17 protein-coding genes and 1 pseudogene are annotated in these 19,205 nt (G+C 67.8%); 12 read left to right on the top strand and 6 right to left on the bottom strand.

Features of this window, described 5'->3' with window-relative positions; all coding sequences use genetic code 11:
* Nucleotides 1–17: 17 nt before the first annotated feature.
* The 4 genes and pseudogenes from yidC to rpmH all read right to left on the bottom strand — a co-directional run bounded on the left by yidC (nt 18) and on the right by rpmH (nt 2,467).
* Entirely contained in the window at nt 18–1,727 is a 1,710-nt protein-coding gene (gene yidC, locus AAF430_06755; GenBank protein ID MEM7409914.1) for a membrane protein insertase YidC, read from the bottom strand.
* Nucleotides 1,728–1,741: 14 nt separating this feature from the next.
* Nucleotides 1,742–1,963: pseudogene (yidD, locus tag AAF430_06750) on the bottom strand (membrane protein insertion efficiency factor YidD).
* Entirely contained in the window at nt 1,960–2,316 is a 357-nt protein-coding gene (gene rnpA, locus AAF430_06745; protein MEM7409913.1) for a ribonuclease P protein component, read from the bottom strand. The pseudogene yidD and the gene rnpA overlap by 4 nt, the downstream one beginning before the upstream one ends.
* Before the next feature lies 1 nt (nt 2,317).
* Entirely contained in the window at nt 2,318–2,467 is a 150-nt protein-coding gene (gene rpmH, locus AAF430_06740) for a 50S ribosomal protein L34 (protein MEM7409912.1), read from the bottom strand.
* Nucleotides 2,468–2,926: 459 nt separating this feature from the next.
* Between rpmH and dnaN the strand changes: the two genes are divergently transcribed.
* Nucleotides 2,927–4,054, top strand: a complete 1,128-nt coding sequence (gene dnaN / locus AAF430_06735; protein MEM7409911.1) for a DNA polymerase III subunit beta — start codon at nt 2,927–2,929, stop codon at nt 4,052–4,054.
* A 42-nt stretch (nt 4,055–4,096) separates the two neighbouring features.
* Here dnaN and AAF430_06730 read toward each other — a convergent pair whose 3' ends face one another.
* Nucleotides 4,097–4,522: a hypothetical protein gene (locus tag AAF430_06730; protein MEM7409910.1), complete on the bottom strand. Its 426-nt coding sequence runs from the start codon at nt 4,520–4,522 to the stop codon at nt 4,097–4,099.
* A gap of 588 nt (nt 4,523–5,110) precedes the next feature.
* On the opposite strand from AAF430_06730, the gene gyrB reads away from it, so the two are divergent.
* The 10 genes from gyrB to AAF430_06680 all read left to right on the top strand — a co-directional run bounded on the left by gyrB (nt 5,111) and on the right by AAF430_06680 (nt 17,048).
* Entirely contained in the window at nt 5,111–7,534 is a 2,424-nt protein-coding gene (gene gyrB / locus AAF430_06725; protein ID MEM7409909.1) for a DNA topoisomerase (ATP-hydrolyzing) subunit B, read from the top strand.
* A gap of 21 nt (nt 7,535–7,555) precedes the next feature.
* Nucleotides 7,556–10,060, top strand: coding sequence for a DNA gyrase subunit A (gyrA, locus tag AAF430_06720; protein MEM7409908.1), 2,505 nt, complete (start codon nt 7,556–7,558; stop codon nt 10,058–10,060).
* Complete coding sequence (gene hemL, locus AAF430_06715; protein MEM7409907.1) at nt 10,057–11,352, top strand: glutamate-1-semialdehyde 2,1-aminomutase; 1,296 nt, start codon at nt 10,057–10,059, stop codon at nt 11,350–11,352. Before gyrA ends, hemL begins: the two co-directional genes overlap by 4 nt.
* A gap of 211 nt (nt 11,353–11,563) precedes the next feature.
* Nucleotides 11,564–11,884 (top strand): AtpZ/AtpI family protein, encoded by a 321-nt coding sequence (locus AAF430_06710; GenBank protein MEM7409906.1) that lies wholly within the window; start codon nt 11,564–11,566, stop codon nt 11,882–11,884.
* Nucleotides 11,885–11,927: 43 nt separating this feature from the next.
* Nucleotides 11,928–12,410, top strand: coding sequence for a hypothetical protein (locus AAF430_06705; protein ID MEM7409905.1), 483 nt, complete (start codon nt 11,928–11,930; stop codon nt 12,408–12,410).
* The gene (gene atpB, locus AAF430_06700; protein MEM7409904.1) at nt 12,383–13,099 is read left to right on the top strand and encodes a F0F1 ATP synthase subunit A; all 717 of its coding nucleotides are present in this window, start codon (nt 12,383–12,385) and stop codon (nt 13,097–13,099) included. The genes AAF430_06705 and atpB overlap by 28 nt, the downstream gene beginning before the upstream one ends.
* A 47-nt stretch (nt 13,100–13,146) precedes the next feature.
* Nucleotides 13,147–13,458, top strand: coding sequence for an ATP synthase F0 subunit C (atpE, locus tag AAF430_06695; protein ID MEM7409903.1), 312 nt, complete (start codon nt 13,147–13,149; stop codon nt 13,456–13,458).
* A gap of 226 nt (nt 13,459–13,684) precedes the next feature.
* A complete protein-coding gene (locus AAF430_06690; protein ID MEM7409902.1) occupies nt 13,685–15,547 on the top strand; it encodes a hypothetical protein in 1,863 nt (620 codons plus the stop codon).
* The gene (locus AAF430_06685; protein ID MEM7409901.1) at nt 15,544–16,209 is read left to right on the top strand and encodes a class I SAM-dependent methyltransferase; all 666 of its coding nucleotides are present in this window, start codon (nt 15,544–15,546) and stop codon (nt 16,207–16,209) included. Before AAF430_06690 ends, AAF430_06685 begins: the two co-directional genes overlap by 4 nt.
* 2 nt (nt 16,210–16,211) lie before the next feature.
* Nucleotides 16,212–17,048, top strand: coding sequence for a glycosyltransferase family 2 protein (locus AAF430_06680; GenBank protein MEM7409900.1), 837 nt, complete (start codon nt 16,212–16,214; stop codon nt 17,046–17,048).
* Between the two features lie 4 nt (nt 17,049–17,052).
* Here the strand turns inward: AAF430_06680 and AAF430_06675 are convergent, their stop codons facing one another.
* A complete protein-coding gene (locus AAF430_06675) occupies nt 17,053–18,069 on the bottom strand; it encodes a PEP-CTERM sorting domain-containing protein (protein MEM7409899.1) in 1,017 nt (338 codons plus the stop codon).
* 350 nt (nt 18,070–18,419) lie between these two features.
* Between AAF430_06675 and tmk the strand changes: the two genes are divergently transcribed.
* A complete protein-coding gene (gene tmk, locus AAF430_06670) occupies nt 18,420–19,037 on the top strand; it encodes a dTMP kinase (GenBank protein MEM7409898.1) in 618 nt (205 codons plus the stop codon).
* Nucleotides 19,038–19,205 lie beyond the last annotated feature (168 nt).

The following is a 19,205-nucleotide window of genomic DNA, read 5'->3' as shown; positions in this document are numbered from 1 at the left end:
GCGCCTGTGCGAACGGCTCAGTTGGTTGCCGCCGGCTCCAGGTTCCGCCCAATCCACAGCTGATGGGCGATCGCGAGGACGTTACTCATCATCCAGTACAGCACCAGGCCCGACGGAAACGTGTACGAGATGACCGTCATCATGAGCGGCATCACCGTCAACATCATCTTCGCCTGGGCGGGGTCCATCGACGTCGTCGGCATCAACTTCTGCTGCGCGAACATCGAGCCACCCATCAAGAGCGGCAGCACGCGCACCGGGAAGTCGATGCCGGGAAGGGTGAACAGGAGGTCCGGCGCCGACAGGTCGTCGATCCAGCCGATGAAGTGAGCGTGCCGTAGATCGATCGATACGCGCAGCGCGTAGAACAACCCGATGAACACGGGCAACTGCAACAGCATCGGGAAGCAGCCACCGAGCGGGTTCACCTTCTCCTGACGGTAGAGGCTCATCATCGCTTCCGACTGCTTCTGGCGATCGTCGGCGTACTTCTCCTGGATCTCCTTCATCTTGGGCTGGATGCGCCGCATCCGTTCCATCGACTTCATCTGCTTCACGGTCAGCGGAGCCGTCACCACCCGCACCAGCACCGTGAGCAAGATGATCGCCCAGCCGTAGTTACCCACGATCCCGTAGAGCACGTGGAGCGCCCAGGCGAAGAAGCGGGTCATCGGAGCGATGATCGACCAGCCGAAGTCGACCGCCTGTACCGCCGTCGGCGAGAACGCCTCGAGGCGCGCCACCTCCATCGGGCCCACGTAGCCGCGGTACTCGCGCACCGCGGATTGGCCCGGCGTCAACGTGACCGGGTCGAAGTAGAGCTGCACGACGCCGCGCTTCCCGATCTCGATCGGATGGAAGCGCGCGCTCGCCGACGCCGGCTGTTCGGGGAACAGGGCCGACAAGAAGTACGGCGTCTGGGTCCCCGCCCAATCGACCTCCTTGTCGAAGACGACTGGCTCGCCTTCCTCGCGCCCGGTGAAGAACCCGAAGAAGCCGCGACCGCCCAGGCCCGCCAGGAGCTCCTGCTCTCGCTCGCCGCGGTGGAGTGCGACCGCGCTCTGCTCGCGGAAGTCGTTGCCGTTGCGCTCCTCGAGGGGCCATTCCACGAGAAAGGCGGGCCCGATCACCTCGGTACTGCCGTTGTCGACTTCGAGACGCAGCCGGAAGTCGTAGTCGTCTTCCGAAAAATCGTATATTTTACGAACAGTTACGCCATTTTTCGTGATCGAGAAGGCTACCTGCCGAGCGCTCTCGGTCACGTTCCACACGGCACGGGAGAGGTCGCCCAGGCCCAGCTCGAGGAACGGCGACGTCACGGTCGGGTCCTGCGCGCTCGGGGTGACGAGCTCGATCGGGTCGCCGAAACGGTCCGCGTAGAGTTCGTCGAGCAACCGCCAACGCGTGAGCGTGGCTCCCTGGGTCGAGAGTTGAGCGCGGTACTTCGCGGTCTCGACGGTGATCGTCTGCGCTGCGACCGCCGCGGGCGCCGGCGTGCTGTCGCGCGGGATCGCGCGCGGTGCCGGTGCCCCCTCCGTCGGCGTGCTCGGATCCGCAAGCTCCGGGTAGCGACCCGCTGCACCCTCTTCCGCGCGTGCGATCTCGGTCGGCGCTGCAGCCGTGGCCTCTACCTCCGCCTCGGGGCGCGGACGCGGCTCCTGGGTCATCGACCAGAGCGACAACACCAGGAACGACAGGGCGAATGCCAGCAATAGGTTCCGATCCAAGCCGGACTCCCTCAAGGAACAGGGTCGTAGCCGTGCCCACCCCAGGGATGGCACCGGCACAACCGCTTCGTCGTGAGCCAACTCGCACGCGCCACCCCGTGGCGCTCGATGGCTTCGATCGCGTACTCGGAACAACTCGGCTCGTAGCGACAGCGGGGCCCGAGCAGAGGAGACAAGGTGAGCTGGTACGCCCGCAACACGGCCTGAGACACCCGGCGCAAGGCGTTTGCGATCATGATCGCTTACCTGCTCGCGGTGACATCAGCGCATCGAGCTCGGCCGCGATCTCGGGCCCGCCGAGCGCTGCGGCGCGGGGGCGGGCGATCACCACCACGTCGTGCGCTCCCACGCGCTCCTGACCACCCTGGCGAAACCACTCACGAATCCGTCGTTTCACCCGGTTGCGCACGACCGCGTTCCCCACCTTTCGACTCACCGTGACGCCGAGCCGGGCGTCGCTGGGGCTCTCTCGTCGCAGCACGACGAAATTCGCCGAGCTGCGCCGCTGCCCGCGCCGTGAGATCTCCTGGAATTCTCGCGATCGCCGGACGCGCGCTGAGCGCGGGAACCGTCCGCCGACGCTCGCCACCCTACTTGGAGGGCACCGCCGGGCAGAGTCGCTTCCGGCCCTTTGCGCGGCGTCGCTTCAGGATCGCCTGGCCCCCCCGCGTCTTCATGCGTGCGCGGAACCCATGGACTCGACGCCTACGGATACGGCTGGGCTGATAGGTCCGCTTCATGAGGAGGACACCTTCCGGGATCGGTTCGGGGGGAGGGAAAGGGTGGGCGCCTCGCCGGCAGCGAGGAACGGCGGAAAATAGCCGTGGCGCCTCTCGGGTGTCAACCAGCAACCGCCCAGTTCGCCGCGTAGAGGGCTTCTCGCGCCGTTTCTCGCATCGCCGTGGTAGCATGGACAACGCCTGCGGGATCCGGCTTTCGGTCTCGAGGGCCGGGGGTGAAAGGACGGCAGCGCGTGGATTTCCGGGCACACGGAAATCCAGAGCGTTTGCCGTCAGATCCATGCGTTTTGCCCGGTTCCGCCGGCTTCTTACAAGTATTCCTCTCTTCAGAGATCTGAAGAGAAAATCCAGAGAAGAGGCCCTGGGACGCGCGTGTCCTTCAGGACCTTCGGCAAACCCCCTCAGCTCCCGACTTCGTTCTCAAGAAACCAGACGTTCGGGAAGCACGGAATCCAGACCATGAAGTTCGCCATCGAGAAGTCGGAGTTCCAGCGTGGCCTCGGCCGAATCCAGTCGATCGTCGAGAAGCGCAACACGATGCCCATTCTCGCGAACGCGCTGCTCGAACTCACGGGGAAGGGGAAAGACGGTCAGCTCGAGCTCGCAGCGACCGACCTGGAAGTCGGGATCCGCAGCGCCCACCCCTGTGAAGTGTCGAAAGCCGGCAGTGTCACCGTATCCGCGCGCAAGTTGCACGAGATCGTACGCGAGCTTCCGGACGAGACGATCCACCTCGAGACCTCGAGCAACGCGTACCTGACGATGCGTTGTGCGCGCGCCGAGTTCACCCTCGCCGGCACCACGGCCGAGGAGTACCCGAGCCTTTCCAACTTTGCGCCCGAGCAGCTCGTGACCGTCCCGGCGGCAGTGCTCTCCGAGATGATCGAACGCACCATGTACGCCGCATCGACGGATGAGACCCGGTACAACCTCAACGGCGTCTTCGTCGAGCGCATCTCCGACTCGGGGAAGCTGCGCATGGTCGCGACGGATGGTCATCGCCTGGCCTACGTCGACCGGGCACTCGGCGAGGGGTTCGCTGGGCTCGACGATTCCGGCGTGATCATTCCGCGCAAGGGCCTCGCCGAACTGAAGCGTCTCGTCGACGAAGACGACTCGGACGAAGTCGAGCTCGGCTTCGAGAGCAACAATGGCCTGGCGCGGAAGGGCGGCGTGACATTGACGATGCGCCTCATCGAGGGAGAGTTCCCGAACTATCGGCAGGTGATTCCCGAGGAGCGTGGCCAGCACCTCACGCTGTCCGCGGAGACCTTCGTCCACGCGTTGCGTCGCGTGGCGCTGTTGTCGGCGGAGCGCAGCCGGGCAGTGAAGCTCGAGCTCAGCGACGGGCAGATGAGTCTGTCGTCGAACAACCCGGACCTCGGCGATGCGCGCGAAGAGCTCGACGTCGACTACGCGGGTGAGACGCTCAGCATCGCGTTCAACGCGCGCTACCTGATCGACGCGCTCGCCGCGGCAGGCAGCAAGGAGATCCGCTTCGGCTTCCGCGATGCGTTGTCGCCGGCGGAACTCTCGCCGACGGACGACGCCGACTCGCTCGCGGTCGTGATGCCGATGCGGCTCTAGCCGCGCGTCGGACGCTCGCGGACCGCAAGAAGGTCTGAGGGACTACTCGGCCGGAGGCAATGGCGCTTCGGCCTCGGGCACGACGAGCTTGCCCAGGAGCGGATCGCTCCGTCCTGCGATCTCGACCCGGTATTCGTAGACGCCGGGCTGCAGCTTGCAGAGGGTGGCGAAGTTCCCGGTCGTCACCGGTTCGGCGACCAGGCGGGGGCCATCCACGCGAAAGGGGCTCGGGCCCTTACACGCCATCCGCCGGGTGATCTCCACCGGGAAGGAGATTGCGGCATCCCGAGCGGCGTAATTCAGCCAGCCGAACGCCTCGGTGTCGGCGACGACCATCACGCTGGGGACGAGGCGGGCCGGGGAGATCACGACGATCTCGGTCTTCAGCGCCGCGTGGTCGGGGAGACCCTCGTCGGCCGCGGACGGGACGGCGAGCAAGGCGATCCAGAACGCGAGCCAACGCGCCATCGGCGATCCTCCTCTGGGTTCCGTGGCGCGAGGGCGTGGCGCGGTCGGAACGCACGCTTGGATGCGGGGTTGCGCGGATGCGTTTCGGAGCGAGCTCGGTTTGCGGCCGTGTTCGCAAGCTCTTTCGGGCGCGCTGATCCCCGATTCCACGACGTCGATCGGGGCCTTGCTGGGCCCGATTCGGAGGCACGTGCCGCGCTGCGTGGGACGCCGTTTCCAGTGTCTTTCCACGGCCCTTCGACGGGGTCCGGTTCCGCTCGCCGGAAGGGCTGAAACGCTTTCAGATTCCTATAGTTAGCGCCTTTACGCAGCTCCTGGGGTCGGGTACCTTTCGCCCCGCCGTGGAGCGCCTCTGCGGCGGCCTCGATCGTGCCCGCGAAGCCATAGGGCGGATGGGCGTCAAGCAGGACCGTGTCCGCAACGTGAAGCCGAGGCTGCCACCGCGGAACGCCCACGGTCCCGATCGAGCGGCCACCCAGGCGCGGCGGAACCAACCCGAAACGAGGCGAGAACCCGGGAACGATTCCCCGACCCGACCCAGGCTTTCGCACGCGCTGCCTCCCCCGCAGCGCACAGGAAATTCTCCGAGTGAGCTACGACGCCAGTGCCATCGAGGTGCTCGAAGGCCTCGATCCGGTTCGCAAGCGACCGGCGATGTACATCGGCACGACCGGCCCCGACGGGCTGCACCATCTCGTCTACGAAGTCGTCGACAACGCGGTCGACGAAGCCGTCGCCGGCTTCTGCAAGCAGATCGATGTGATCCTGCACCAGGACGGCAGTGTCACGGTCAGTGACGACGGCCGCGGCATTCCCGTCGACGAGCACCCCACCGAGAAGCGCCCCGCCGCCGAAGTCGTGATGACGACCCTCCATGCCGGCGGCAAGTTCAACGACAGCACCTACAAGGTGTCCGGCGGTCTGCACGGAGTCGGTGTCTCGGTGGTCAACGCACTGTCCTCGAAGCTCGAGGTCGAGATCCGCCGCGAAGGCGCCGTCTGGCGCCAGACCTACAAGCGCGGCAACCCCGAGAGTCCCTTCGAAGAGATCGGCACCACCGAGAAGACCGGCACCCGGGTGACGTTCCTCGCCGACCCCGAGATCTTCTCGGTGACCGAGTACGAGTTCGACGTCCTGTCGCAGCGACTGCGCGAGCTCTCGTTCCTGAACGCCGGCCTGCGCATCGTGATCAGCGACGAGCGCACTGGGAAGAGCCACGACTTCTGCTACGAGGGCGGGATCGTGTCCTTCGTGGAGCACCTGAACCGCAATCGTGCGCCGCTCCACAAGCCGCCGATCCTCGTCTCGGGCGAGAAGCCGATGGCTCAGGGCGACAGCGAAGTGCCCGTCACCATAGAGATCGCCCTCCAGTACAACGAGAGTTACAACGAGGCCGTCTACTCGTTCGCGAACAACATCAACACCGTCGAAGGCGGCAGCCACCTGGTGGGCTTCCGCACGGCGCTGACGCGCACCCTGAATCGCTACATCGCGTCCCAGGCGAAGAACGGCAAGGGCGACGCGGGGGAGGCGCTCTCGGGCGACGACACCCGCGAAGGCCTCACCGCAGTGATCTCGGTGAAGCTGCCCCAGCCCGAGTTCGAAGGTCAGACGAAGACGAAGCTCGGCACCTCGGACGTGCGCGGCCTCGTCGAGGGCCTCGTCTACGAGCAGCTCGGCGACTACCTCGAAGAGAACCCGAACGTCGCGAAGCCGCTGCTGGCGAAGGTGCAGGACGCGGCGCGCGCCCGTGCTGCCGCCCGCAAGGCCCGCGACCTCGCCCGGCGCAAGGGCGCCCTCTCGGATCACAGCCTGCCCGGGAAGCTCGCTGACTGTCAGGAACGCGACCCGTCCCAGGCCGAGCTCTTCATCGTCGAGGGCGATTCGGCCGGTGGCACCGCGAAGCAGGGTCGCTCGCGCGAGACCCAGGCGATCCTGCCGATCCGCGGGAAGATCCTGAACGTCGAACGCGCCCGCCTCGACAAGATGCTCTCGAGCGCGGAGATCCAGGCGCTCGTCACGGCCATCGGTTGCGGCATCGGGCCCGAGTTCGACGTCAGCAAGGCCCGCTACCACAAGATCATCATCATGACCGACGCGGACGTGGACGGCAGCCACATCCGCACGCTGCTCCTGACCTTCTTCTATCGCCAGATGCGCGACCTGATCGAGGCCGGCTACCTCTACATCGCCCAGCCGCCCCTCTTCAAGGTCAAGAAGGGTCGCAGCGAGCGCTACATCAAGGACGAGCGCACCCTCGAGGATCACCTGCTCGACCTGGCCCTGGCCGGCGCGACGGTGACGGCAAGCGGAGCCGCCACGCCGATCCCCGAAGACCAGCTGCGGTCGCTCCTGACTGCGGCGAGTCAGTACAAGGGCATCCTCGGGCGAGTCTCCCTGCGCCGGCTCGACGCCAAGGTCGTCGACGCGGCGATCCGCGAGGGCGAACCGAACGAGACCAGCGTCTCCGACGCGGCCGCGCTGCGCGATCGCGTGGCGCCGGCTCTCGAAGCCCGTCTCGACGAAGACGTCACCTGGACCGTCGAAGAAGATCCCGAGCACGGCGCCCAACGGCTCGTGGCCGAGACGCGGCGGGCGGGCGTCGTCTTCCGGACACCCCTCGACACCGCGTTCCTGCGCTCACCCGACGCCCAGCGGCTGTCCGAGCTGTGGCAGACCATGCACACCAACGGCAACCCGCCGTTCCTGGTGCAGCGCGGCAGCGACGATGAGCCCGAGGAGATCGGTGGCCCGGTGCGGCTGCTCGATCATCTGCTCGCCCTCGGCGAACGCGGCCTCTCGATCCAGCGCTACAAGGGTCTGGGCGAGATGAACCCGGATCAGCTCGCGGATACCACGATGGATCCGCAAACGCGCACGCTCCTGCAGGTGCGCGCGCCCGACGACGTGGAGGCCGACGACGCCTTCACGACCTTGATGGGCGACGACGTCGAACCGCGCCGCCAGTTCATCGAGCGCAACGCCCTCGACGCCCAGAATCTGGACGTCTAGCGGACGCCACGGAGCTCGCGCTTGTCCGACGAAACGACCTTACCGCCCGAGCCGCCCGCCGAGGGCGGCGACCCGCCGGGGCCGACCAGCCCGCCGGTCAACATCGAAGACGAGGTTCGCAGCTCGTTCCTCGCCTATTCGATGTCGGTGATCATCAGTCGCGCGCTGCCCGACGTGCGCGACGGTCTGAAGCCGGTGCACCGCCGCATCCTCTACGCGATGCAGCAGGAAGGGCTGCTCTCGACGCGCGGCTACTCGAAGTCGGCCGGTGTCGTCGGTGAGGTGCTGAAGCACTACCACCCCCACGGCGACTCGGCCGTCTACGATTCGATGGTGCGGATGGCCCAGGACTTCTCCCTGCGGTACCCGCTGGTCGACGGTCAAGGCAACTTCGGGTCGATCGATGGCGACTCGGCCGCGGCCTACCGCTACACCGAGGCCCGCCTGACGCGCCTGGCCGAGGAGATGCTGCGCGACATCGACCGCGAGACGGTCGACTTCGTCCCCAATTTCGACGGCGGCATGACCGAGCCCGTCGTGCTCCCGACCCGCTTCCCGAATCTGCTCGCGAACGGGTCGTCGGGGATCGCCGTCGGCATGGCGACGAACATTCCGCCTCACAACCTGCGCGAGCTCGTCGACGCGTTGAAGCTCGTGGTGTCAGAACCCGAGTGCACCCTCGACGACCTGCTCGAGAAGATGCCCGGGCCCGATTTCCCGACGGGCGCCATCATTTGCGGCACCGAGGGCATCCGTTCGGCCTACGCCACTGGCCGCGGCCTGCTCACCGTCCGTGCACGCGCCGACTTCGAGCAGCACAAGAAGCGCGGTGAGCGCATCGTCGTGACCGAGATTCCCTTCATGGTGAACAAGGCGACGCTCCAGGAGCGCATCGCCGAGCTCGTGAAGGATGGGAAGATCGACGGCGTCGCCGACATCCGCGACGAGTCGAACCGCGAGGGCATCCGGGTCGTCATCGAGCTGAAGAAGGACGCGCCGGGCGAGGTCGTGCTCAACCAGCTCTACAAGCAGACCCCGCTGCAGTCGACCTTCGGCGTGAATCTGCTGGCGCTGGTGAACGGCCGGCCGCAGACGCTCTCCCTCAAGGAGACGCTCCAGCACTACATCGACTTCCGCCGCGAAGTCGTGGTGCGCCGCGCCACCTACGATCTCGCGCAGGCCGAGGCCCGGGCGCACCTGCTCGAGGGTTACGCAATCGCCCTCGAACACCTCGACGAGGTGATCGCGATCATCCGCGAGTCCCAGGACACGGCCACGGCGCGCACCACCCTGATGTCGCGCTTCGAGCTCTCGGAGCGCCAGGCGAACGCCATCCTCGAGATGCGCCTGCGCCAGCTGACGGCGATGGAGCGCCAGAACGTCCTCGACGAACTCGAGGAAGTGCGCGCGAAGATCGCCGACCTGAAGGCCCTGCTCGCCAGCGACGAGCGGATCCTCAGCGTCGTCGTCGAAGAGCTCGACGAGATCCGCGAGAAGTACGGCGACGATCGCCGCACCGAGCTCGGCGCGGCGGTGGAGGGGCTCTCCACCGAGGACCTGATCGTCGAGGAGGACATGGTCGTGACCGTGTCCCACCTCGGGTACATCAAGCGCAACCCGCTCACCCAGTACCGCGCGCAAAGGCGCGGGGGCAAGGGCGTGAAGGGGATGGAGGCGCGCGACCAGGACTTCGTCGACCGCCTGTTCGTGGCGTCGACCCACGCCTACATCCTGTTCTTCACCACGCGCGGTCGGGCCCATTGGTTGAAGGTCCACGAGCTTCCCCAGCTCGGTCGCACGGCGCGGGGGAAGGCGCTCGCGAACGTGCTATCGCTGGCCGAGGACGAGCGGGTGCGCACGACCCTGCCGGTGCGTAGCTTCTCCGAGGTCGGAGACGACTTCGTGCTGCTCGGCACCAAGAAGGGGGTCGTCAAGAAGACGCGTCTCGACGCCTTCGCGAACCCGCGTCGCGGCGGGATCATCGCGATCAACCTCGACGACGACGACGAGCTGATCGGAGCGAGCCGCACGAACGGCAGCAACGAAGTGATCATCGCCACGCGCGACGGCAAGTCGATCCGCTTCCCCGAGGATCAGGTGCGCTCGATGGGCCGCACCGCCGCTGGTGTGCGCGGCATGTCGCTCCGCGAGGGCGACTCGGTGGTCGGCATGGAGATTCTGTCGCCCGGTGCGTCGGTGCTCACGGTCACCGAGCGCGGCTACGGCAAGCGCACGCCGCTCGACGACTACCGGCTCCAACGCCGTGGTGGCCAGGGCATCATCACGATCCGCACCAGCACCCGGAACGGCCCGGTGGTCTCGGTGGCCCAGGTGGTCGACGACGACGAGGTCATGCTGATCACCGACGCCGGCAAGGTGCTGCGCGCGAAGGTCTCGGGGATCTCGACGATGGGCCGCGCGACCCAGGGCGTGCGTATCATGAACCTGGCCACCGACGAGAAGCTGGTTTCGATGGCGCGCCTGGCCGACGAAGACGAAGACGCGAGCGGAGGTGAGGGCGCGTGAAGCGCGGCCGCTCGAAGCGGCTCTTCGCCCGCGCGCGCCGCTTCATCCCGGGCGGCGTCAACAGCCCGGTTCGGGCGTACGGCTCGGTCGGGAGCACGCCGCCGTTCATCGAGCGCGCGAAGGGCGCGAAGCTCTGGGACGCCGACGGCAATGTCTACCTGGACTACGTCGGTTCCTGGGGACCGATGATCCTGGGCCACGCCGACCCGGACGTGCTGCGACGCGTCCGTGACGCGGCCAAGGCGGGTACGAGCTTCGGCGCGCCGACCGCCCTCGAGACCGAGCTCGCCGAGAAGGTGGTGGCCGCGGTCGATTCGATCGAGCGCGTGCGCTTCGTCAGCTCGGGGACCGAAGCCACCATGAGCGCGCTGCGCCTCGCGCGCGGGGTCACCGGTCGCGATCGCATCCTCAAGTTCGAGGGTTGCTACCACGGCCACGCGGATTCGCTGCTGGTCGGCGCCGGGAGCGGCGTGGCGACCCTGGGCATCCCGGGTTCCCCCGGCGTGCCCGCCGCGTTCACCGAGCTCACCGTGCAGGCGCCGTTCAACGATCTCCGCGCGGTCGCCGACGCCATGACGCGCTGGGGCGACGAGATCGCGTGTGTCATCGTCGAGCCGGTCGCCGGGAACATGGGGTTGGTGCCGCCCGAGCCCGGCTTTCTGCAGGGCCTGCGTCGCCTCTGCGACCAACACGGTGCGCTGCTGATCTTCGACGAGGTCATGACCGGCTTCCGGGTAGCCCGCGGCGGCGCCCAGGCCCGCTACGAGGTGACGCCCGACCTCACCTGTCTGGGCAAAGTGGTCGGCGGCGGGCTGCCGGCGGCGGCCTTCGGCGGCCGCGCCGACCTGATGGATCAGATGGCGCCGGACGGGCCCATCTACCAGGCGGGCACCCTCTCGGGGAACCCCCTCGCGATGGCGGCCGGTGCCGAGACCCTCGCGCGGCTGGCGAAGCGCGGTGTCTACCGGGCACTCGGCGAGCGCGCCGAGCGCCTGGCGACGGGCCTGGCGGAGGCCGCGCGAGAGGTGGGCATTCCCCTCACCTCCAATGCGGTCGGCGGGATGTTCGGGTTCTTCTTCCACCCGGGACCCGTGCGCAACTTCGCTGACGCCAAGAAGGCCGATGGCGACCGTTTCGTCCAGTTCCACGCGGGCATGCTGGAGCGCGGCATCTACCTGGCGCCGTCCGCCTTCGAAGCCGGGTTCGTCTCGCTGGCCCACTCGGCGCGGGACATCGAGACGACCCTCGCTGCGGCCCGGGAAGTGCTCGCAAAGCTGGCTTCGGCGCGTTGAGGCCCGAGGGGGCCTCGGCTAGCATCCGCGGCGTTTCGGGCTCGGTGCCCACCGATCCTCCGCTCCCGCGGACCGCCCCCACCTGGTGTGACTCGTCGCGAGTCCCCCGACACGGGGCGTCCGGACTGGCGCTGGCGTTGGAATCTGGAGGACCCGAACCCGTGGTTCTCGAAAACCCATCCAGCGCGAAGTCGAGGGTGCGCGAGCCGGCGTGACCAGCTCGAACCCCAACCCCAATGATCCTGCGAACGAGGATCCCACGGCGCGCCAAATCGAGGCGCGACGCCAGGGAGCTGCCTACCAAGGCGCGTTCGAGGCGGTCGTGGCGATCTTGATCGCCGCCGGGGTGGGGTACTGGGCAGATACGCGGTTCGACAGTTCTCCGGTCGGTCTTTTGATCGGCACCGCCATCGGCTTCGGCTCGTTCGTCTTGCGCTTGCTGCGCCTGGGGAATCAACTCCAGGAAATCTCCGAGTCCGAGGCTTCCGGTGGAAGCGCGGACTCGGGATCGACGAACGACCGCGCGGACTGAGCCTCGAGCACCGCCCTCCGAACCCCTGCCCCACGCCTTGACGATGAACCAACCCGCTCTCATCCAGCCTGTCGAGCGCCTCAACATCACGCTGTCTGCCGGCGCGGTGGCGGCGTCGTGGTGGCTGGTGTCGCCGGTGTTCGCGCTTAGCCTGGGATGGGGCGCGCTGCTCGAAGCGATCAATTTCCGCGGCCTGCACCAGCAGACCCAGCTGCTCTTCTTCGGCCAGATCCGCACCGGCGGCAGCTGGACCGGCCTCTACGGGCTGCGCTTCGGACTCCTGATCATCGGCATCGGCGGTGGGCTCTGGCTCGGCGCCGACCCGATCGGGCTCTTGCTGGGCCTGTCTCTCATCATGCCCGTCACCGTGTGGGTGGCGTGGCGGAACCGGCCGGCCGTCGATCCGAACGCGCCGGCACTCGATCCCGAGGATCCGGCTTGGGACGACTGGAACCCCTGGCTCGCCCGCGAGCGTGAAGCCGCGGACGAGGAGGAAGCATGCTCTTCCGAGAACTCGAAGGTCTGATCTCTTTCTCCTGGGTCTTCCAGGCGGCGCTGGTGGCGGGGCTCGTGCTCCTCTTCGGCGGCATGCTGGTGCGCAGCAAGCTGGCGACGCCCGACGGTGGCGTCCTGCCCGACGAAGGCTTCAGCATCCGCAACCTGCTCGAGGTGCTCGTCGAGTGGTTGGCCGGCATGGCGAAGGACCGGATGGGTCCCGAGTGGCGGAAGTACTTCCCGCTCGTCGGCACCATGTTCTTCTTCATCCTGGTCTCGAACCTGATGGGCCTGATCCCGGGCCTGGACGGTTCCACCAGTGACGCCAACACCACCTGGGCCTGGGCCATCATCGCCTGGGTCTTCTACACGGTGATCGGCGTCGCCAAGCACAAGCAGAAGTACCTGGTGAAGTTCCTCGGGCCCTCGTTCTTCGAGAAGGAGATCGGCGGCCGGACGGTGCACTTCCGCTTGCTGGCACCGATCTTCTTCCTGCTGGAAGTGCCTCTGGACATCGCGCGCATCGCCACGCTCGCCGTGCGTCTGCTCGCGAACATGTTCGCCGATCACACCGTGATCGGAGTCTGGCTGTCGCTCGTCCCGATCGGCGTGCCGGCGGTCTTCATGGGCCTGGGGCTCGTCATCTCGTTCCTCCAGGCCTTCATCTTTGCCTTGCTGACCATGATCTACATCGGCTTGGCGCTCGACGAACCGCACTGAGCGAGTCGTCAGCGCGTAGCCCAACACTCCGAGGAGAGACCCCAAAAATGCGTAAGTTCGGAAAGACTCTGGTTTACACCCTGCTGTTCGTCGTGGCCCCGATGGCCGCGTTCGCAGAGGATGGTTCGGGCGGCTCGAGCTGGGGCTACGCCCTGGGCGCCGGCCTCGCCGTGGGCCTCGCGGGTCTCGGCTGCGGGATCGGCCAGGGCCTCACCGCCGGCAACACGACCGCCGGCATCGCGCGCAACCCGGGTGCCGCGGGCGCGATGTTCACGAACTTCATTCTCGGCATGGTCCTGATCGAGTCGATCGCGATCTACGGCCTCGTGATCGCGTTCCTGCTCCAGGGCAAGATCTAGCGACTGCTGGTTCGCGCCGGCCGCCTTCGGGCGGCCGGCCCCGGCGACCCCACCCCGTCGCCCCGAGCCGCTCGCTGCGGCTCCTCGGCCCCTCTGGTCCCTCCGTCCCCCCTGGACGGAATGTTTCTGGACGGAGGGTTTCCGTTCGCGCGAGACCGGTTCAGTTCGGCCCGATTCCGGCCGATGACACAGGGGCCTTCATCCGCGCGCGGAAGTGGCCCCAAGCATGTCGTTTCGAACGCTTTTTTCGTCCCGCGCGGCGACGCCCGCGACGGACTTCGTGATCCTCGCCCTCCTGGTGCTGGGGAGCGTGGGCCTCTATGCCCAGACGGCGTCCTTCGGATTCGTGAGCTTCGATACTCCGCGCGTCCTCCTCGGGCACCCCCAGCTCTACGACGAGACGTCCTTTCTCTCGAGCGTCCAGGCGATCTTCACGACCTTCCCGCGCGAAGAGCCGCTGGTGGTCCGCGACTTGACCTGGGCCCTCGACGCGCGGCTCTTCGGCTTCACGAACCCGGCCGGCTACCACGCGGGCAACGTCGCCTGGAACGCCCTCGTCGTGGGTCTGCTCTTCGTGTTCCTGCGCCGCAGCACCGGGTCGACGCTCCTCGCCGGCGGCGTCACCACCGCCTTCGCCGCGCTTCCGATTCACGTCGAACCGGTCAGCTGGGTGATGGGCCGCAAGGACCTGCTCGCGGCGACGTTCATGCTGGCAGCGCTGCTCGCCCAGCACGCCGAGCTCGGTGCCGAGACCCCGCGGCGGCGCTGGATCGCCTACGCGCTCGGGCTGGTCTTCACCGCGCTCGCCCTCGGCTCGAAGATCAGCGCGATCGTGCTGTGGCTGCTGCTCGGTCTGCACCGCTGCTTCCACGCCGACCTGCCCGGGGTGCGCGCGCAGCAAGAGGAGGGGGAGGGTGACGCGGCCCCGTTTGCGAGGCGTGTGAAGCAGTCGGCGATCGCGGTGGCGCCCCACGCACTGCTGTCGCTCGCCGTCTTCGCCTGGTACCGCGGCGTGCTCCACGAATACGGGGTGATCGGCTCGGGTGGGCCGCAGCCGCTGTCGGCCGAGCATTTGTCGAACGTGTTCGCATTCCTTCCCTGGATCGGCTGGGAGTATGCGAAGAACCTGGTCTGGCCCTTCGATCTGTCGGTCTACTACCGCTGGCCCCACGTCGGGTTGCCGCTGTCCCCGGCCGAGATCGCCAGCGGCACCCTGCTGGGCGTGAGCGTCCTGGTGGGGGTTGGGGCGATCTGCTGGAAGCGCCGCGACCTCGCCTTCTTCGCGCTCTGGCCCTTCGTGCTGTTGGCGCCCTACACCGGGCTCTTCTACGTCGGGTTCTGGCGCGCGGATCGCTACTTCTACCTCGCGGCGGCCGGCGTGCTGCTCGTCGCCGGCGTCTTCCTGCGCGAGGCCGCCCAGCGTGTGCCGCAGGCTCGCTTCGCGGCGGCGGCAGCGGCCACGCTCTTCGTCTCCGTCCACGCCACGTGGTCCTGGCACCACCAGCAGCACTGGCGCGACAACCAGGCGCTCTGGACCTACGAGGCGCATCGCAGCGAACCGTCGCTCTTCGCGATCCAGGCGCTCGCGAAGTTCTACACCCAACAGGCCGAAGCGTCGGACGACTCCGCGCTGCGTCGTGCCTGGACGCGGCAGGCCGCGCAGCAGGTGGCGCGCGGCCTGGCCCGCCGCGACGTACTCGCCCTCGCTCCGACGAACTACCGCGTCCCCGAACAGCTCCAGGAAGCCCGACTGTTCGCGCTCCAGGGGCGCATCGGCGCCGTGATCGGGATGCCCGCTGCAGAGCGTCTCGCTCACTTCCGCCGCGCCTTCGAACGCGCACCGGATCGCAGCAGCGCGATCCTGCTCTCCCAGCATCTCTACGACGTCTCGCACCAGGTCGCCGTCGAGCAGCGCGAGCCCCTCCTGCGCGAGTCCCTCGGCGCCTTCGTCGACTACGTGCGGCTCTCCCAGCACGACGCGCGCTATCTCGCCGAGAGCGAACGGCTCTTCGAGCAGAACTTCGCGTCGGGTCGCTTTCCCTTCCTCGCCGACGAAATCGAGGCGGTGCGCGAGGTGTACTACCCGTGACGCAAGCGAATCGAGCCGAAGCCACGGCAGGCACCGAGAATCCCTACGCCGGCGCCTACCCGTTCCTGCCCGAACGCCGCGCCGTCTGGGCCGAGATCGTGCGCTACGTGGCGCGCGACCTGGGATCCGTCGAGACCCTGCTCGAGCTCGGCGCCGGCTACTGCGATTTCGTCAATCAGTACCCGGCGAAACAGAAACTCGTCTTCGACCTGAACCCGGAGATGCAGGCCTTCGCGGCGCCCGACGTCGATTGGCGCCTCGCCGATGCACGCGCCGTCGAGGACCTGCCGGGCCAGTCCGCCGATCTCGTCTTCGCGAGCAACTTCTTCGAACACCTCGACGCCGACGCCGGCCGCGAGGTGCTCGACGGCTGCCGCTCCGCTCTGCGTCCCGGCGGGCGGATCGCATTGATCCAGCCGAACCACCGGCGCTGCGCCGATCACTACTTCGACGACCCCACCCACGTGACCCTCTACGACGACCACAACATCGGCCCCTGGCTCGAGGCCGCGGGCTTTCGGGTCACGCGACTCGAAGCCGGGCTCCTGCCCTTTTCGATGCAGAGTCGGGCGCCGAAGTGGCCGTGGCTGGTGCGCGCGTACTTGAACAGCCCCGTCCGGCCCTGGGCGGCCCAGCTCTACGTCGTGGCGGAGGTGGCCTAGCCATGTGGCGCGACCAGACCGTCTCGGTGGTGCTCCCGACCTACAACGAGAAGGACTCGATCCGCGCCTCGATCCGCGAGTTCGAGGCGACGGGCGTCGTCGACGAGATCGTCGTCGTGAACAACAACGCCGCCGCAGGGACCAGCGAGGAAGTCGCGGCCACCTCGGCCCGCGAGGTCCACGAGCCCGAACAAGGCTACGGCGCAGCGATCCAGCGGGGTTTCCGCGAGACGAGCGGCGACCTCGTGATCGTGTGTGAACCCGACGGCACCTTCCGCGGCCACGACGTGCGCAAGCTGCTCGCCTACGCCGAGGACTTCGAGGTCGTCTACGGCAGCCGCACGGTGAAGGAGCTGATCTGGGAGGGCGCCAACATGGGCACCTTCCTCAAGTGGGGGAACTACGCCGTCGCAAAGGGAATGGAGTTTCTGTTCAACACGACGTCGCTGACCGACGTCGGCTGCACCATGCGCTGCATCCGCCGCGAATCGCTGGCGCGCCTGCAGCCCTTCTTCACCGTCTCGGGCTCGTTCTTCGGGCCGGAGATGATGGTGCTGAGCATCCTGATGGGGATGCGCATGATCCAGATCCCGGTGAACTACACGAAGCGCGTGGGCACCTCGTCGGTCACGGGCAACAAGTGGGTCGCCTTCCGGCTGGGGATGCGGATGATCGGGCTGATCCTCGACTACCGGGTTCGCAGCTGGGTGTCGCCGGCGTCCTTCGACGCGATCCGCGCTGCGGGTAGCGTTGGCTGGGACACCCGCCTCGAAACCCGCGACCTCCGCCTCGAGCTCCTCGACGAGGAAGAGAAGCCGGAAGCGGACGACTCCCGCTGACTCGCTAGCCCCGATGCTTCCGCCGGCGCGCCAGCCATAGCACCCACAGCGCGCCGGTAGCGAGCAGGGCGGGCGTCCCCGGCTCGGGCAGCGGCATCACCGCGACCGAGACCGGGAAGTCGAGGCCCGTCAGGATGTCCACCTGGTTCGACCCGTCGAGGTTGGCGCGGGTGATCGTGCCGCGACTGCGGTCGCTCCAAAAGACGTGACCGTCGATCGGGTCGACGGCGAGGCCGATCGGGAAGATCAGACCGTCGTCGACATCCGCAATGGTCTCGACGTCCGAGCCGTCGAGCCGCGAACGCATGATCCGCGGGTCGACCTCTCCGAACAGGAAGGCGGGTCGGTAGTTGTCGATCCAGTAGACGCGTCGGTCGACGACGTCGAGCGCGATCTCTTGAAGGGCCGCGTCCGGATCCCGGGTCAGGAACTGCTCCTGGCTGCCGTCCGGGCGGATCCGCCGGATGCCCTGGATCGGATGCGCGTTGAACGCATAGTAGATCCAGCGATCGACCGGGTCGAAGTCGACGCTCCAGGGCCCCGGACCGGTCAAGAAGTACGGCAGCACCTCCTGCAGCCCGGATCCGTCCGGCTCGACGCGGCGGAGCTGGTCGAGTCCCGTGGTCGAGAAGTAGACGGTGCCTTCGCTCGGGTCCGTGACGCTGTGCACGACGAACCAGCCCGTGGAATCGTTTTGGGGGATGGGGGTCAGTGTGACGCCGCGTCCGTCGAGGTCGCTGTGCAGCACGCCGAAGGTCGAAGGCCACGAGAGGACTTGATTGACCGCGTCGATCGAGATCCCGCGCCCCACGCCCGGGTCGTAGACGATCCGCTCGGCGTTCGATCCATCCGCGTTGGCGCGTTCGATGTACCCCTCGCGTGCCTCGAGCCAGTAGACCTTCGTCTCCGACGGCAACGTCGCCCGGGCGAGGCTCGGGAGCAGCAGGAGCGCGGCAACGATCCAGCGGTGGAAGCGTCTGCGCCGAGAGCGCAGGCGATACGCAGATTCGGGACCCGACATGGCGAACCTCCGAGGGCGCGACACCCCCGTATCGGCATGCGGAGCCGCAGGCTTCAATCGGAGCAGCCGATCGAAAAGGAGCCGGGCGGAGGCTGGCCGCGGGTCTCACCCCGTTGATTCACCCGCGACCCACCCTGCCTCCGCCCGACGTCCTGGACCCGCCGACCCCCGGTCCCGTTAGAGGGGTGCTGGCGGGCGTGCTCGAAGGCACGGGCTTTTCAAGTAGCAAGCGGCGTGCCACGCTCAGTCTGGAGGGCCACGGCCGCGCAAGTCATGAATCTGCAACGCGTTCGAAGCGAACCCGGACCTGCCTCGCGCGCGCAACGTGAACGCGGGTGGACGCTTCAGCCGTGAACCGCGGTCGACTCATCGCCTTCGAGGGCGTCGACGGGACGGGGAAGTCGACCCAGCGCGAGCGCGTCGCGAACGCCCTGCGCGAACGCGACATCGACGTCGTCGAAACGCGCGAGCCGACCGATGGCCCGATCGGGCGCCGCATCCGGCGCATGGCCCAGTCGGGCGAGACCGTCGCGCCCGACGAAGAGCTGCAGTGGTTCTTCGACGATCGCCGCGAGCACGTGCGCGAGGTGATCGCGCCGGCGCTGGCCGCCGGGCATTGGGTGCTGACCGATCGTTACTACCTGTCGACGGTCGCCTATCAGGGCGCGCGGGGTCTCGACTGGGAGGAGATCCTGGCGCGCAGTGAGCGTGAGTTTCCTGTTCCCGACGTCGCCCTGCTCTTCGCGCTGGACGTCGAGGTCGGCCTCGAGCGCACCCGCTGGCGGGCCGGGCCCGCGGAACCAGCCTTCGAGGAGGCCGGCTTCCTCACCCGCGCGGCGGCCATCTTCGCCGCCCTGCCCTGCGCGTACGTCCATCGGGTCGATGCGCGCGGCGGAAAAAAGATCGTGACCGAGCGCGCGCTCGCCGCCCTGGACGCGGCCCTCAGCGCGGCGCAGGGGACCCGCTAAAGCCCCAGTATCGAAGGGGTTTTTTGGCTTCCCCGAGGGTGTCCCGCGGCGGAATCGCTACGGGGTCGGCGAATCCCCACAAACTTTTTTCGAGGCGCTTCGACACAACGGACACCGGCTCACCACTCCACCCAGACGACCTGTACCCCCTCGCCCCTCGTGCGGTTG

It is taken from the genome of Myxococcota bacterium (assembly GCA_039030075.1).
Taxonomy (GTDB): Bacteria; Myxococcota_A; UBA9160; order UBA9160; family SMWR01; genus JAHEJV01.
This window is presented reverse-complemented; position numbering and strand designations above follow the sequence as displayed.

Bases quoted from the DNA above. Each gene is read 5' to 3' on its own strand.
- rpmH (MEM7409912.1), bottom strand. From the start codon at position 2,467: ATGAAGCGGACCTATCAGCCCAGCCGTATCCGTAGGCGTCGAGTCCAT.
- dnaN (MEM7409911.1), top strand. From the start codon at position 2,927: ATGAAGTTCGCCATCGAGAAGTCGGAGTTCCAGCGTGGCCTCGGCCGA.
- AAF430_06730 (MEM7409910.1), bottom strand. From the start codon at position 4,522: ATGGCGCGTTGGCTCGCGTTCTGGATCGCCTTGCTCGCCGTCCCGTCC.
- AAF430_06705 (MEM7409905.1), top strand. From the start codon at position 11,928: ATGAACCAACCCGCTCTCATCCAGCCTGTCGAGCGCCTCAACATCACG.
- atpB (MEM7409904.1), top strand. From the start codon at position 12,383: ATGCTCTTCCGAGAACTCGAAGGTCTGATCTCTTTCTCCTGGGTCTTC.
- atpE (MEM7409903.1), top strand. From the start codon at position 13,147: ATGCGTAAGTTCGGAAAGACTCTGGTTTACACCCTGCTGTTCGTCGTG.
- AAF430_06690 (MEM7409902.1), top strand. From the start codon at position 13,685: ATGTCGTTTCGAACGCTTTTTTCGTCCCGCGCGGCGACGCCCGCGACG.
- AAF430_06680 (MEM7409900.1), top strand. From the start codon at position 16,212: ATGTGGCGCGACCAGACCGTCTCGGTGGTGCTCCCGACCTACAACGAG.
- AAF430_06675 (MEM7409899.1), bottom strand. From the start codon at position 18,069: ATGTCGGGTCCCGAATCTGCGTATCGCCTGCGCTCTCGGCGCAGACGC.